Source organism: Streptomyces sp. NPDC050625 (assembly GCF_040654755.1).
Classification (GTDB): domain Bacteria; phylum Actinomycetota; class Actinomycetes; order Streptomycetales; family Streptomycetaceae; genus Streptomyces.
This window is the reverse complement of record NZ_JBFAIQ010000003.1, coordinates 359,728-374,010: the sequence shown is the minus strand read 5'-3', so window position 1 is coordinate 374,010 and position 14,283 is coordinate 359,728. Positions and strand designations below refer to the sequence as shown.

10 protein-coding genes are annotated in these 14,283 nt (G+C 70.5%); 5 read left to right on the top strand and 5 right to left on the bottom strand.

Annotated elements, in window-relative coordinates:
- Nucleotides 1-25: 25 nt before the first annotated feature.
- Nucleotides 26-2,284, top strand: a complete 2,259-nt coding sequence (locus tag AB0I54_RS09160; RefSeq protein ID WP_363295272.1) for an ATP-dependent RecD-like DNA helicase — start codon at nucleotides 26-28, stop codon at nucleotides 2,282-2,284.
- 197 nt (nucleotides 2,285-2,481) lie between these two features.
- Entirely contained in the window at nucleotides 2,482-3,771 is a 1,290-nt protein-coding gene (locus AB0I54_RS09155) for a citrate synthase (protein WP_363295271.1), read from the top strand.
- 1,067 nt (nucleotides 3,772-4,838) lie between these two features.
- Here the strand turns inward: AB0I54_RS09155 and AB0I54_RS09150 are convergent.
- The 4 genes from AB0I54_RS09150 to AB0I54_RS09135 form a co-directional block, all read right to left on the bottom strand.
- Nucleotides 4,839-7,112 (bottom strand): heavy metal translocating P-type ATPase, encoded by a 2,274-nt coding sequence (locus tag AB0I54_RS09150; RefSeq protein WP_363295270.1) that lies wholly within the window; start codon nucleotides 7,110-7,112, stop codon nucleotides 4,839-4,841.
- Between the two features lie 114 nt (nucleotides 7,113-7,226).
- A complete protein-coding gene (locus AB0I54_RS09145) occupies nucleotides 7,227-7,466 on the bottom strand; it encodes a heavy-metal-associated domain-containing protein (protein WP_316754217.1) in 240 nt (79 codons plus the stop codon).
- 73 nt (nucleotides 7,467-7,539) lie between these two features.
- Entirely contained in the window at nucleotides 7,540-8,490 is a 951-nt protein-coding gene (locus AB0I54_RS09140) for a PrsW family glutamic-type intramembrane protease (RefSeq protein ID WP_363295269.1), read from the bottom strand.
- A gap of 108 nt (nucleotides 8,491-8,598) precedes the next feature.
- On the bottom strand, nucleotides 8,599-9,270 hold the full coding sequence (locus AB0I54_RS09135) for a TetR family transcriptional regulator (protein WP_363295268.1): 672 nt from the start codon (nucleotides 9,268-9,270) through the stop codon (nucleotides 8,599-8,601).
- Nucleotides 9,271-9,445: 175 nt separating this feature from the next.
- On the opposite strand from AB0I54_RS09135, the gene AB0I54_RS09130 reads away from it, so the two are divergent.
- Nucleotides 9,446-11,656 (top strand): MMPL family transporter, encoded by a 2,211-nt coding sequence (locus AB0I54_RS09130; RefSeq protein WP_363295267.1) that lies wholly within the window; start codon nucleotides 9,446-9,448, stop codon nucleotides 11,654-11,656.
- A gap of 31 nt (nucleotides 11,657-11,687) precedes the next feature.
- Complete coding sequence (locus AB0I54_RS09125) at nucleotides 11,688-12,731, top strand: zinc-dependent alcohol dehydrogenase family protein (RefSeq protein ID WP_363295266.1); 1,044 nt, start codon at nucleotides 11,688-11,690, stop codon at nucleotides 12,729-12,731.
- 67 nt (nucleotides 12,732-12,798) lie between these two features.
- On the opposite strand, the gene AB0I54_RS09120 is transcribed toward AB0I54_RS09125, so the two are convergent.
- The gene (locus AB0I54_RS09120) at nucleotides 12,799-12,999 is read right to left on the bottom strand and encodes a MerR family transcriptional regulator (RefSeq protein ID WP_263208920.1); all 201 of its coding nucleotides are present in this window, start codon (nucleotides 12,997-12,999) and stop codon (nucleotides 12,799-12,801) included.
- A 307-nt stretch (nucleotides 13,000-13,306) separates the two neighbouring features.
- Here AB0I54_RS09120 and iolC point away from each other — a divergent pair, with 307 nt between their 5' ends.
- Complete coding sequence (gene iolC, locus AB0I54_RS09115) at nucleotides 13,307-14,257, top strand: 5-dehydro-2-deoxygluconokinase (RefSeq protein ID WP_363295265.1); 951 nt, start codon at nucleotides 13,307-13,309, stop codon at nucleotides 14,255-14,257.
- Nucleotides 14,258-14,283 lie beyond the last annotated feature (26 nt).

Below are 14,283 nucleotides of genomic sequence, written 5' to 3'. Positions count from 1 at the left end.
CACAGGCCCCCTGTAGCGTCGGATCATGTCCAATCAGGCGGGGGCTTCCCAGCCCGGGGAGCGGCGATCGGCCACGCTGGAAGGCGTGCTCGAACGGATCACGTATGCCAACGAGGAGAACGGCTACACGGTCGCCCGGGTCGACACCGGCAGAGGCGCCGGCGATCTCCTCACCGTTGTCGGCGCGCTGCTCGGCGCCCAGGTGGGCGAGTCCCTGCGCATGGAGGGCCGCTGGGGCTCTCATCCCCAGTACGGCAAGCAGTTCACCGTCGAGAACTACACGACGGTCCTGCCGGCCACGGTCCAGGGCATCCGGCGCTACCTCGGATCCGGGCTGGTCAAGGGCATCGGACCGGTCTTCGCCGACCGCATCACCCAGCACTTCGGCATGGACACCCTGCGGATCATCGAGGAGGAGCCCAAGCGGCTGATCGAGGTCCCCGGCCTGGGGCCCAAGCGGACCAGGAAGATCGCCGACGCCTGGGAGGAGCAGAAGGCGATCAAGGAGGTCATGCTCTTCCTGCAGACGGTGGAGGTCTCGACGTCCATCGCGGTGCGCATCTACAAGAAGTACGGCGACGCCTCGATCTCGGTCGTGAAGAACCAGCCGTACCGACTGGCCGCCGACGTCTGGGGCATCGGCTTCCTCACCGCCGACAAGATCGCCCAGTCCGTCGGCATCCCGCACGACAGCCCGGAGCGCGTCAAGGCCGGACTGCAGTACGCGCTCTCGCAATCCGCCGACCAGGGGAACTGCTATCTGCCCGAGGAGCGGCTCATCGCCGACGCGGTGAAGCTGCTGCAGGTCGACACCGGGCTGGTCATCGAGTGCCTCGCCGAGTTGGCGGAGCCGCCCGAGGACGGGTCCGACCCCGGTGTCGTACGGGAGAAGGTCCCGGGCCCGGACGGCGGCGAGCCGGTCACCGCCGTCTACCTCGTCCCCTTCCACCGCGCCGAACTCTCCCTCGCCGCCCAGCTGTTGCGCCTGCTGCGCACCGACGAGGACCGGATGCCCGGCTTCCGGGACGTGACCTGGGAGAAGGCGCTGGGCTGGCTGAAGTCCCGTACCGGTGCCGAGCTCGCCCCGGAGCAGGAGGCCGCGGTCAGGCTGGCGCTGACCGAGAAGGTCGCCGTCCTGACCGGCGGGCCAGGCTGCGGCAAGTCCTTCACGGTCCGCTCGATCGTGGAGCTGGCCCGCGCCAAGAAGGCCAGGGTCGTGCTCGCCGCGCCCACCGGCCGGGCCGCCAAGCGCCTGGCCGAGCTGACCGGAGCCGAGGCGTCCACCGTCCACCGGCTCCTCGAACTCAGGCCGGGCGGCGACGCGGCGTACGACAAGGACCGCCCGCTGGAGGCCGACCTGGTGGTCGTGGACGAGGCCTCCATGCTGGACCTGCTCCTCGCCAACAAGCTGGTCAAGGCGGTGGCTCCGGGGGCCCATCTGCTGTTCGTGGGGGACGTGGACCAGCTGCCCAGCGTGGGCGCGGGAGAGGTGCTGAGGGATCTGCTGGCCGACCGCAGCCCGATCCCGGCGGTCCGTCTGACCAGGGTCTTCCGTCAGGCGCAGCAGTCCGGGGTGGTGACCAATGCGCACCGGATCAACGCGGGGCAGCATCCGCTCACCGACGGCATGAAGGACTTCTTCCTCTTCGTCGAGGACGACACGGAGGAGGCGGGGCGGCTCACCGTGGATGTGGCGGCCCGGCGTGTTCCGGCCAAGTTCGGGCTCGACCCGCGCCGGGACGTCCAGGTCCTGGCGCCCATGCACCGCGGTCCCGCGGGCGCCGGCACGCTCAACGGCCTGCTCCAGCAGGCCATCACGCCCGGCCGCCCCGACCTGCCCGAGAAACGGTTCGGCGGCCGGGTCTTCCGGGTCGGAGACAAGGTCACCCAGATTCGCAACAATTACGAGAAGGGCAAGAACGGTGTCTTCAACGGCACCGTGGGCGTGGTCACCTCGCTCGACCCGGTCGACCAGCGCCTCACGGTGCTGACGGACGAGGACGAGGAGGTTCCGTACGAATTCGACGAGCTGGACGAACTGGCGCATGCGTATGCGGTGACCATCCACCGCTCGCAGGGCAGTGAGTATCCGGCGGTGGTGATCCCGGTCACCACGGGTGCCTGGATGATGCTGCAGCGCAACCTCCTCTACACGGCGGTCACGCGCGCCAAGAAGCTGGTCGTCCTCGTCGGTTCACGCAAGGCGATCGGCCAGGCGGTGCGCACGGTGTCGGCCGGGCGACGCTGTACGGCACTGGACTTCCGGCTCGCTCCCAAAAAATGATCGATCAAATGAGTCGCGAAGGTCACAGAGCACTTCCAGATGGGGAAACAACCGGGCAGGATGAGCAGGTTGGCGGCACTGAGTGCCGTCAGTAGGCCCAATGGTCGACCCCGAGTGCACTCTCCTGAGCCAAATGGGGGATGGTAGAGACAGTCAGGGCACCTCGAAGATGAGGCACTACGTCGGTGAGGGAAGACGTGAGCGACAACTCTGTAGTACTGCGGTACGGCGACGGCGAGTACACCTACCCGGTGATCGACAGCACCGTCGGCGACAAGGGCTTCGACATCGGGAAGCTCCGCGCCCAGACCGGTCTGGTGACTCTGGACAGCGGCTACGGCAACACCGCCGCCTATAAATCCGCGATCACCTACCTCGACGGCGAGGCGGGCATCCTCCGGTACCGCGGCTACCCGATCGAGCAACTGGCCGAGCGCTCCACCTTCCTCGAGGTGGCCTATCTGCTGATCAACGGTGAGCTGCCGACCATCGACGAGCTCACCTCCTTCCAGAACGACATCACGCAGCACACCCTGCTGCACGAGGACGTCAAGAACTTCTACAAGGGTTTCCCGCGTGACGCCCACCCGATGGCGATGCTGTCGTCGGTCGTCTCGGCGCTGTCCACCTTCTACCAGGACAGCCACAATCCGTTCGACGAGAAGCAGCGCAACCTCTCGACGATCCGTCTGCTCGCCAAGCTCCCGACGATCGCGGCCTACGCGTACAAGAAGTCGATCGGTCACCCGTTCGTCTACCCGCGCAACGACCTCGGCTACGTCGAGAACTTCCTCCGTATGACCTTCTCGGTCCCGGCGCAGGACTACGACCTGGACCCGGTCGTCGTCTCCGCGCTCGACAAGCTGCTCATCCTGCACGCCGACCACGAGCAGAACTGCTCGACGTCGACGGTTCGCCTGGTCGGCTCGTCGCAGGCGAACATGTTCGCGTCGATCTCGGCCGGCATCTCCGCCCTGTGGGGCCCGCTGCACGGCGGCGCCAACCAGTCCGTCCTGGAGATGCTGGAGGGCATCCAGGCGAACGGCGGCGACGTCGACTCCTTCATCCGCAAGGTGAAGAACAAGGAGGACGGCGTCCGCCTGATGGGCTTCGGCCACCGGGTGTACAAGTCCTTCGACCCGCGCGCCAAGATCATCAAGGCCGCCGCGCACGACGTCCTCTCCGCCCTCGGCAAGTCCGACGAGCTGCTGGACATCGCGCTGAAGCTGGAGGAGCACGCGCTCTCCGACGACTACTTCGTCTCGCGCAACCTCTACCCGAACGTCGACTTCTACACCGGTCTGATCTACCGGGCCATGGGCTTCCCGACCGAGATGTTCACGGTCCTGTTCGCCCTCGGCCGGCTGCCGGGCTGGATCGCCCAGTGGCACGAGATGATCAAGGAGCCGGGCTCCCGCATCGGCCGCCCGCGCCAGATCTACACGGGCGTGGTGGAGCGCGACTTCATCCCGGTCGAGGAACGCTGACACATGCCGGTGGGGGGCGCCGGTCCGCCGGTGCCCCTGCTGCTGGTCCGAGGCTCCCCGCCGCTTGGCTGGTGCTCCGTCGGCTTCGGTGCTGGGGGGTCTTGGTGGCCGGGTGGGCATGGTCGCGGCTGCGGCGGGGCGCGCTGTCGTTTTGGCGGGGAGCGCTGATGCCTGCCGGTGGGGGGCGCCGGTTCGCTGGTGTCCCTGCTGCTGGTCTGAGGCTCCCGCCGCTTGGCTGGTGCTCCGTCGGCTTCGGTGCTGCGGGGGCTTCGTGGCCCGGTGGGCATGGTCGCGGCTGCGGCGGGGGCCGCTGTCGTTTTGGCGGGGAGCGCTGATGCCTGCCGGTAGGGGGCGCCGGTTCGGCGGGGTCCCTCGGTCTGGGGTTGACCCCGGGGCGGCGCGGCCTCGGGTCGGGCGTGCGGGACTTCGTCCCGGTGTGGGGCGGCGCGGGCCTGCCGGTGGAGGGCGCGGGATTGCTGGAATATCCGTACTGCGGCGCCCCGGCGGCGAAGCGAGCCGTAAAGAGAGAGACAGACAGAAGGCGCCCTGGAGCGTCGGTCCCCCCACGGGCCGACGACCAGGGCGCCTTCCCATGTCCCGGTGCGGATTCCCCCCACGGGATCCGGCCGGGCGCTTGCGAGGACAGCGCCTGAATCGCTGGTTGAGCACAACGAGCAGAACTCGCCGTACCCGGTCGTGCTCCAGTGATGCGGTGCGATCTGCCGGGACCCGTACCGATCGGGAGGGCCGCTCAAAGCTTCCCGAAGTACGCGCCCCGGCAACGCATTTCTGAGGAAGTCCCCCAAGACATCCCCAGATGCCGCCCAACGCCCCCCAAGACGCTGTACGACATCGCCAACTTAGACCTTCGAACCCCTTCGATGGTTACGTTCACATCACTGTGATCTGCGTCTCTTGCATATGTCCGTTAGATACGCAAGAGCCCCGATACGACGATCGAAGCCCAAGCGTAAGGATGATGCGCGAGCCTTGTGAAGAGCTTATGTGAGGCGCGCGTTGGACTCTAGGGGGACTCTTACTTCGACTTGGCCTTACTGTCGGTAACTTCAGCGGAACGTACGGAGACGGAGGCTGTTCGTCACCACGAACACCGACGAGAAGGCCATCGCCGCCCCCGCGATCATCGGGTTCAGCAGCCCGGCCGCGGCCAGCGGCAGCGCGGCGACGTTGTAGCCGAACGCCCACACCAGGTTGCCCTTGATCGTGCTCAGCGTCCGCCGCGACAGCCGGATGGCATCCGCGGCCACCCGCAGATCCCCCCGCACCAGCGTCAGATCGCCCGCCTCGATCGCCGCGTCCGTACCGGTCCCCATCGCAAGACCCAGATCGGCGGTGGCGAGCGCGGCCGCGTCGTTGACGCCGTCACCCACCATGGCGACCGTCCGCCCCTCGCCCTGCAGCCGTCGTACGACCGCCACCTTGTCCTCGGGGAGCACCTCGGCGATCACCTCGTCGATCCCCACGGCACGCGCGACCGTCTCGGCCACCGCCCGGTTGTCCCCGGTGAGCAGCACCGGCGTGAGCCCGAGCGCGCGCAGCTCGCGCACCGCCTCCGCACTGGTCTGCTTGACCGCGTCGGCGACGGCGAGGACACCCCGTGCCGTTCCGTCCCAGCCGACCACGACGGCCGTACGACCGCCCTTCTCGGCCTCGTCACGGGCGCGGGCCACATCCTCCGGAAGGGTCTCGAAAAGGCGGCCCACGGCCACCTCACGCCCCGCCACGCGCCCGCGCACGCCCCGCCCGGGGACGTTCTCGAAGTGCTCGACGTCCGGCAGCGTCCCGACACGCTTCTCGGCGCCCGCGGCGACCGCCCGGGCGACCGGATGTTCGGAGGCGTGCTCCAGGGCGCCCGCGAGCCGCAGCAGCTCCTTCTCGTCGGTGCCCTCGGCGGCGTACACCTCCTGGAGGGTCATCCGGCCGGTGGTGACCGTGCCGGTCTTGTCCAGGACGACCGTGTCGACGCGGCGCGTGGACTCCAGGACCTCCGGGCCCTTGATCAGGATGCCGAGCTGGGCGCCCCGGCCGGTGCCGACCATCAGCGCGGTCGGCGTGGCCAGGCCCAGCGCGCACGGGCAGGCGATGATCAGCACGGCGACGGCCGCGGTGAAGGCGGCCACGCTGTCCCCGGTGACGCCGAGCCACACGCCGAACGTGCCCAGCGCGATGAGGATGACCACCGGCACGAACACCGCCGAGACCCGGTCGGCCAGCCGCTGCACCTCCGCCTTGCCGTTCTGAGCGTCCTCCACGAGCTTCGCCATCCGCGAGAGCTGGGTGTCCGCGCCGACCCGGGTCGCCTCGACGACCAGCCGGCCCCCGGCGTTGACCGTCGCGCCCGTCACTTTGGAGCCGACCGACACGTCCACCGGCACCGACTCGCCGGTCAGCATGGCGGCGTCGACCGCGGACACGCCCTCGACCACGGTGCCGTCGGTGGCGATCTTCTCGCCGGGCCGTACGACGAACCGGTCGCCGACCGCCAGGGAGGCCACCGGAACGCGCACCTCACGGCCGTCCCGCAGGACGGCGACGTCCTTGGCGCCCAGCTCCATCAGCGCCCGCAGCGCCGCCCCGGCGCGCCGCTTGGAGCGGGCCTCCAGATAGCGGCCGAGCAGGATCAGCGCGACGACTCCGGCGGCGACCTCCAGGTAGATGGTGGACGCGCCGTCCATGCGGGAGACGGTGAACCGGAACTCGTCGTGCATGCCCGCCATGCCCGCGTCGCCGAAGAACAGCGCCCACAGCGACCAGCCGAACGCGGCCAGCGTGCCCACCGAGACGAGCGTGTCCATGGTGGCGGCGCCGTGCCGGGCGTTGGTCCACGCGGCCCGGTGGAAGGGCAGACCGCCCCAGACGACGACCGGGGCCGCGAGGGTGAGCGAGAGCCACTGCCAGTTGTCGAACTGCAGCGCCGGGATCATGGCCAGCAGCACCACCGGGGCGGCGAGCAGGGCGGAGACCAGCAGACGGTGACGGAGGGCGGTGAGTTCGGGGTCCGCCTCGGGCGCTTCCGCGTTCTCGGGCCCGGTCTCGGGTTCGGGGAGCGGCGGCGGGGGCTCCTCGGCCGTGTACCCCGTCTTCACCACGGTGGCGATCAGATCGGCGACCTGCACGCCTTCGGCGTACGAGACCTTCGCCTTCTCCGTCGCGTAGTTCACCGTGGCGGTGACGCCGTCCATCCGGTTGAGCTTCTTCTCGACCCGGGCGGCGCAGGAGGCGCAGGTCATCCCACCGATGACGAGCTCGACCTCGGCGGTCCCGGTGTGTATCGGCGTATCCGCGGTGCTGCTGGTCGTGTCTGTGGTGCTGCTGGTCATGTCCGGACTCCAGACATCGGACCGGACCGTACGGAAGCCAGTATCAGCTGGTCGGTACGGCCCGGTCGGTGGCGAAAGGTTTCGGGCCCCGCTCGCTGCGCCGGGCCCGGAGGGTCAGGCCTTGCCGACGAGCTCGAAGCCGGCCTCGTCGACGGCGGCGCGGACGGCCTCCTCGTCGAGCGGGGCGGCGGAGACCACGGTGACCTCGCCGGTGGACGCGACGGCCTTCACCGAGTCGACGCCGGGGATCTCGGAGATCTCACTGGAGACGGAGCCCTCGCAGTGTCCGCAGCTCATCCCGCTCACCTTGTAGACGGTGGTGACGGAGCCCGGGGTGTCGGTCTGGGTGGTCATGTTGTTGCTCCTCGTCGAGGCGTGTGAGGCCGGTGGGGCCCACGATGAGGCCCTCATTCCTCAGACTATACCCCTAGGGGGTATTTCTCCAAGAGGTGTCCCGGCGTGCCAGCGAGCCCGCCCAGCCGACGCCGAGCAGCGACACGAGCACCAGAGTGCCGATCGAGAAGAGCGCGAAGAGGTGGTCCCGCACCTCGGTGGGCGCGGGGAGGTACCCCTGGGCGAGCGGCTGCCGGTCCGGTCCGGTGCCGACCAGATGGGCCACGATCCAGACCGCCGCGCCGTGCGTGGAGTCCCACAGGGTGTGCAGCAGGCAGACGCCGGCGTAGGCGGCGACGACCGGGGAGACGAGCCGGAAGCGGCCGTTCGGGCGGCGGTGGGAGAGCAGGACGGCGCCCGTGATCGCCGTCCACAGGCCGTGCCCGAAGGGCGCCACCACCCCGCGCAGAAGCTCGGTTTCGAGCAGGGTCCGCAGATCGACGCCGTAGGCGGAGACGGCCGCGTCGAACGCGTGGCCGACGCTCTCCAGCGCCGCGAAGCCGAGACCGACGGTCGCGCCGAGCACCATCCCGGCCCGGGTGCCGCGGATCCCCGGCTGCCGGCGCAGCACGAACACCAGCGCGCCGAGCTTCGCCGCCTCCTCGATCAGCGCGACGCCGACGAACAGCGACAGGGAGGGGCGGAGCAGGTGGTACTCCATCACCGACGCGCCGAGCACGCCGAGCGCGCCGCCGGCCAGGAGGCAGCCGAGGATCGCGCTGACCCCAAGGTCGCGGCTGTGCCGCTCATAGGCCCAGAGCACGAAGGTGACGGGGACCAGGAAGCCGCCGAGCAGGATCAGGGTGGGCAGCGGCGCGAAGCTCCTCGTCGCGTACGTCACCAGCGCGGTCAGCACCCACAGACCGAGCCCGCCGGCCAGGCAGCGCCGCCACAGACCGGCGCGGATGCGGGGGTAGGGCGGTGGGGGCTGCTTGGGTCCGGGGATGCGGGCGCGGGGTGCGCCGGGCGGCGGAGAGTGGGTCACGGCAAGTCCCCTCGTGCTCCTGCTGGCTGAGGCGATTCATCCGCACCTTAAGCAGATGTGCCTTGTGCCGCAGGACGAGGGGAATGCGGTGAATACGACCGGTGCACCCTATGTCGCTGCCCGGCGGCTGTCACTGACGCCGAGTCGGCTGCCGACCAGGGGCTCCAGATAGCGGATGAGGACGTTCTTCACTTCCTGGATGTACGCCTCGCGCTGCGCACCCTCATGGGTGAGGACCAGCTCCAGTCCCGCCTTGTAGATGCCGAGGCAGATCTGCGCCGTGCGCGTGACGTCGGCCGGGGGCGCGTCGGGGAGGTACGAGGAGATCAGCCCCTCGATGCGGCCGACGAGGGTGGTGTGCAGCGCGTCGTGCTGCTCGGCCATCCGGCCGGGGATGTCGGGGCCGTGCATGAGCGCGAAGAAGACGGGGTGCTCGGTGTTGAAGGCCATGAAGCGGTCGACGGCCGCGGAGACGGCCTCCTCCAGCGGGGTGTCGGGGCCGACCGGCGCGAGCGCCTCGCCGTAGGTCTCCCGCATCTCGTGCATGAGCCGGTCGCCCAGTTCGATCGCGATCGCTTCCTTGTTCGGGAAGAACTGGTAGAGCGTGCCCGGTGAGACACGCGCCTCGCGGGCGATGGCGTTGGTGCTGGCCGCCGTGTAGCCGGTCGTGCAGAAGACGGAGGCCGCGGCCTCCAGCAACTGGGCGATGCGCCGCTCGCCGCGGGCCTGGCGGCGGCGCGGCTGTTCCTTGCCCTGTTCCTTCCCCGGCTTATCGGGCACGGCCTTATCGGGCACGGCTTATCCCCAGCTTCCGAGCGTGATTGACAAACGCGAGTGCTCGCTCGCATTCTTGAGAAACGCGAGCGATCTCTCGTGTTTGTCAGTCTATGGCAATGACCGATCCATGCTGCCTGCCTGCGTACAGCACGGGTCACGGTGAAGGGGACACCGCACGATGACCGAAGTCAACAGGCCACCCCGGGTCGGAGGGTGGACCCGCTTCGTGACCGCCCGGCCGCGGCTGTCGCTGCTCGCGGCCCTGGTGCTCACCGTGCTCGCGGTGCTGGCCGGCAGCGGCGTCGCCGACCGCCTCGGCAGCGGCGGCTGGGAGGACCCGAACGCCGAGTCCACCTATGCGACCAAGGCACTGGAGCGCGCGTTCCCCGACTCCCAGCCCAACCTCCTGCTCCTCGTCGACTCCGGCCGGGCCTCGGTCGACGACCCGGCGGTCGCCGCCCAGGCCCGCACCCTCGTCGAGCGCCTGTCCGGTGAGAAGGGCGTCGTGGGCGTCGGCTCCTACTGGCAGGCCGATCCTTCGGCGGCTCCGGCCCTGCGCGCCAAGGACGGCCACGAGGCGCTGATAGCCGCCCGCATCACGGGCGACGAGAAGGCGATGGGGGACACCCTGGACCGCATCGCGCCCCACTACCGCGGGGCGCACGGTCCGGTGAAGGTCAAGGTCGGCGGCATCGTCGCCGTACGGCACGAGATGCAGACGATCATCAAGGAGGACCTGGCCCGGGCCGAGCTGATCGCCCTTCCGGTGACGCTCCTGCTGCTGGTGATGGTCTTCGGCAGCGCCGTCGCGGCCCTGCTGCCGCTGGGCATCGGCATCGTCGCCATCCTGGGAACGAACGCGGTGCTGCGCGGCCTGACGGAGCTCACCGACGTCTCCGTCTTCGCGCTGAACCTCACCACGGCCCTGGGACTCGGCCTCGCCATCGACTACGCACTCTTCATCGTCCGCCGCTTCCGCGAGGAACTGTCCACGGGCGCCGATCCGTTGACGGCCGTCGGCACAACCCTGCGCACGGCAGGGCGCACAGTGCTCTTCTCCGCGCTCACGGTCGCGGTGTCCCTGGCGGCGATGCTGCTCTTCCCGCAGTACTTCCTGCGCTCGTTCGCCTACGCGGGCATAGCGGTCGTGCTGCTGGCCGCCGCGGCCGCCCTGATCCTGCTTCCTGCCGCGCTGATGCTGCTCGGCCACCGGGTGAACTCCCTCGACCTGCGCCGACTGTTCCGCCGTGGCCGGGAGCCGAAGGCCTCGGGCGAGGAAGGCACGGCCTGGTCGCGCACCGCGGCGCTGGTGATGCGCCGCGCCCCGTTCTTCGCCATCGGCACCACGGCGCTCCTGATCCTCCTCGGACTGCCCTTCCTGGGCGTGAAGTTCGGCACTGCGGACGACCGCCAGCTGCCGTCGGGCGCCGAGTCCCACGTCGTGCAGCAGCACGTCCGGGACGGCTTCCCCGGCAGCCCCGGCGGCGGACTCGAGGTGCTGGCCGAGGGGACGGCGACCAAGGCGCAGTACGCCGCCTACGCGCAGCGGGTCTCCGCCCTGCCGGAGGTGGCACGGGTCGACGGCCCGCTGGTGAAGGGCGACTCGGCGTACTTCACGGTGCTGCCGAAGGGCGAGGCCGTCGACGACGCGGCCCAGAGCCTGGTGGGCGACCTGCGCGCCCTGGACGCCCCGTTCGACACCAAGGTGACCGGCACGGCCGCCGTCCTGGTCGACTCCAAGCACGCGATAGCCGAGCGCCTGCCGTGGGCGGCCGCGTTCATCGCGATCGTCACCCTGTTCCTGGTCTTCCTGCTCACCGGCAGCGTGCTGATACCGGTCCAGGCGGTGGTGCTCAACGCGCTCAGTCTGACGGCGATGTTCGGCGCGGTGGTCTGGGTCTTCCAGGACGGCCATCTCTCCGGCCCGCTCGGCTTCACCAGCCCCGGCTCCATCGAGACGACCCTGCCGGTCCTGATGTTCTGTGTGGCCTTCGGTCTCTCCATGGACTACGGCGTGTTCCTGCTCTACCGCATCAAGGAGGAGTACGACCGCACGGGCGACCACAACGAGGCGGTGCGGCACGGGTTGCAGCGCACGGGCGGGCTGATCACCGCGGCGGCGGTCATCCTGGCCGTGGTGATGGTCGCGATCGGCACCTCCCGGGTGACCAACACCAAGATGCTCGGCCTGGGCATCGCGCTCGCCGTCGTGATGGACGCGATGGTCGTGCGCAGCCTGCTGGTCCCGGCGATCATGCGCCTGACCGGCCGCGCCACCTGGTGGGCGCCGGGTCCGCTGCGCCGCTTCCACCAGCGGTTCGGACTGAGCGAGGGAGAGCCGGCCGCGCCCGCCGAGGCCGACAAGGAGAAGGAGGCCGCGGCGGTGTGAACGGCGGGCGTGTTCTGCGAAGCTGTGGCGCATGAGAGCCGTGGTGTTCGAGCAGTACGGGAAGCCGGCCGAGGTGCGGGAGGTGCCCGACCCGGAGCCCGCCGAGCACGGGGTCGTGGTCCGGGTCGAGGCGACCGGGCTGTGCCGCAGTGACTGGCACGGCTGGATGGGGCACGACCCGGACATCCGGCTCCCGCACGTGCCGGGGCACGAACTCGCCGGTGTCGTCGAGGCGGTGGGCCCGCGGGTGACCGGATGGCGCCCCGGCGACCGGGTCACCGTGCCCTTCGTCTGCGCCTGCGGAAGCTGCTCCGCCTGCGCGGCGGGCGACCAGCAGGTGTGCGAGCGGCAGACCCAGCCGGGCTTCCACCACTGGGGCTCCTTCGCCCAGTACGTGGCGCTCGACCACGCCGATGTGAACCTGGTCGCGGTCCCGGACGGCATGTCCTTCGCCACCGCGGCCTCCCTCGGCTGCCGCTTCGCGACCGCCTTCCGCGCGGTGGTCCAGCAGGGCCGGGTGTCGGCGGGGGAGTGGGTCGCGGTGCACGGCTGCGGGGGCGTGGGCCTGTCGGCGGTGATGATCGCCGCGGCGTCGGGAGCCCGGGTGGTCGCCATCGACGTATCACCCCAAGCCCTGGACCTGGCACGGAAGTTCGGCGCGGCGCAGTGCGTGGACGCGACGCGGGTTCCGGACACGGCGGCGGCCGTCCTCGACCTCACCTCGGGCGGCGCCCACCTCTCCCTCGACGCGCTCGGCTCCCCGTCCACCTGCGCCGCTTCGGTGAACGGTCTGCGCCGCCGCGGCCGCCATGTCCAGGTCGGTCTCCTGCCCTCCCCGGACGGTACGACGCCGGTCCCCATGGCCCGCGCGATCGCCCTGGAGCTCGAACTCCTCGGCAGCCACGGCATGGCCGCGCACACCTACCCGGCGATGCTGGAACTGGTCCGCGCGGGAGTCCTCCGCCCCGACCTGCTGGTCACCGCGACGATCCCACTGGACGCGGCCCCGGCCGCACTCGCGGCGATGGACACGGCACCGGGCGCGGGCGTCACGGTCGTCGAACCCTGGAGCTGAGCCGGCCGAGGTGCCCGTGTCGCCGGTGTCCCACGCCAGGGTGGGACACCGGGCGCGCCGGGCGGGTTCAGGCCTGTCTGCGCCCGCGGTTGCCGGGCCGGGAGGCGACCCAGGCCCGCACGGTGTCGGCGTACCAGTAGGGCTTGCCGCCCTCCACATGGTCGGGCGGGGGCAGCAGCCCGTGCTTGCGGTAGGACCGCACGGTGTCGGGCTGGACGCGGATGTGGGCCGCGATCTCCTTGTAGGACCAGAGCCGTCGGTCGGTCATGAGCTGCACCTCCGTGCGCGCACCGCGGGGGCGGCCGGGGACGGCCGTCGGGGGAGCCGGGCGCTTCGCTGGCGATCGCCAAGCCTGTGCACGGTGAACGACGCACAGTGAGCAACGGGCAGGGCCTGTCGGCCGAGTGTGACCGAGGACCCGCGTACGCGTGACGTATGTGACACGCGGCAGGTGTTTGTGACACGGCCGTGGCAGACCCACACGCCGACACTGGTCCGAATGTCCGGACAAACCATTGACAGGGCTCCGGTTACGGGACTACAAACCGGGGGAGAGCCGTGACGAAGGGAAACCGATGGCGTACGACCTGATCACCATGGGGCGGATCGGAGTGGACCTCTATCCGCTGCAGACAGGTGTTCCACTCGCCCAGGTGTCGTCCTTCGGCAAGTTCCTCGGCGGGTCGGCCACCAACGTCGCCGTCGCCGCGGCCCGCCTGGGCCGGAGCACCGCCGTCATCACCCGCACCGGTGACGATGCCTTCGGCGCCTATCTGCACGAGGCCCTGCGCGGCTTCGGAGTCGACGACCGCTGGGTCACCCCGGTCCCCGGACTGCCCACGCCGGTCACCTTCTGCGAGATCTTCCCGCCGGACGACTTCCCGCTCTACTTCTACCGGCAGCCCAAGGCGCCCGACCTGGAGATCGACGCCCATGAGCTGGACCTCGACGCCATCCGCGAGGCGGGCATCTTCTGGGTCACCGGTACGGGACTGAGCGAGGAGCCGAGCCGTACGGCGACGCTGGCGGCCCTCGCGCACCGGGCCAAGTCCGGTACGACGGTCTTCGACCTCGACTGGCGCCCGATGTTCTGGCACGACCCGGACAACGCCCGCCCCTTCTACGCCGAGGCCCTGCGCCACACCACGGTCGCCGTGGGCAACCTGGACGAGGTGGAGGTCGCCACCGGTGTGCGCGAGCCGCACGCCGCCGCCCGCGCGCTGCTCGACGCCGGTGTCGAACTGGCCGTCGTCAAGCAGGGGCCGAAGGGCGTCCTCGCCGTGAACCGGGAGGGCGAGTCGGCCGAGGTCCCGCCGCTCCCGGTCCACGTCCTCAACGGACTCGGCGCCGGCGACGCCTTCGGCGGCTCGCTCTGCCACGGACTGCTGGCCGGCTGGGACCTGGAGAAGACCATGCGGCACGCCAACGCGGCCGGCGCGATCGTCGCCTCCCGGCTGGAGTGCTCCTCCGCGATGCCCACCCAGGACGAGGTGGCCGCCGCCCTCGCCGCGGGAGCGGTGCTGTGAGGGCCGGCAAGGTGGGCGGCGCCCAC

Bases quoted from the DNA above. Each gene is read 5' to 3' on its own strand.
- iolC (WP_363295265.1), top strand. From the start codon at position 13,307: ATGGCGTACGACCTGATCACCATGGGGCGGATCGGAGTGGACCTCTAT.
- AB0I54_RS09120 (WP_263208920.1), bottom strand. From the start codon at position 12,999: ATGACCGACCGACGGCTCTGGTCCTACAAGGAGATCGCGGCCCACATC.
- AB0I54_RS09150 (WP_363295270.1), bottom strand. From the start codon at position 7,112: ATGACCAGCAGCACCACAGACACGACCAGCAGCACCGCGGATACGCCG.
- AB0I54_RS09160 (WP_363295272.1), top strand. From the start codon at position 26: ATGTCCAATCAGGCGGGGGCTTCCCAGCCCGGGGAGCGGCGATCGGCC.
- AB0I54_RS09125 (WP_363295266.1), top strand. From the start codon at position 11,688: ATGAGAGCCGTGGTGTTCGAGCAGTACGGGAAGCCGGCCGAGGTGCGG.
- AB0I54_RS09130 (WP_363295267.1), top strand. From the start codon at position 9,446: ATGACCGAAGTCAACAGGCCACCCCGGGTCGGAGGGTGGACCCGCTTC.
- AB0I54_RS09145 (WP_316754217.1), bottom strand. From the start codon at position 7,466: ATGACCACCCAGACCGACACCCCGGGCTCCGTCACCACCGTCTACAAG.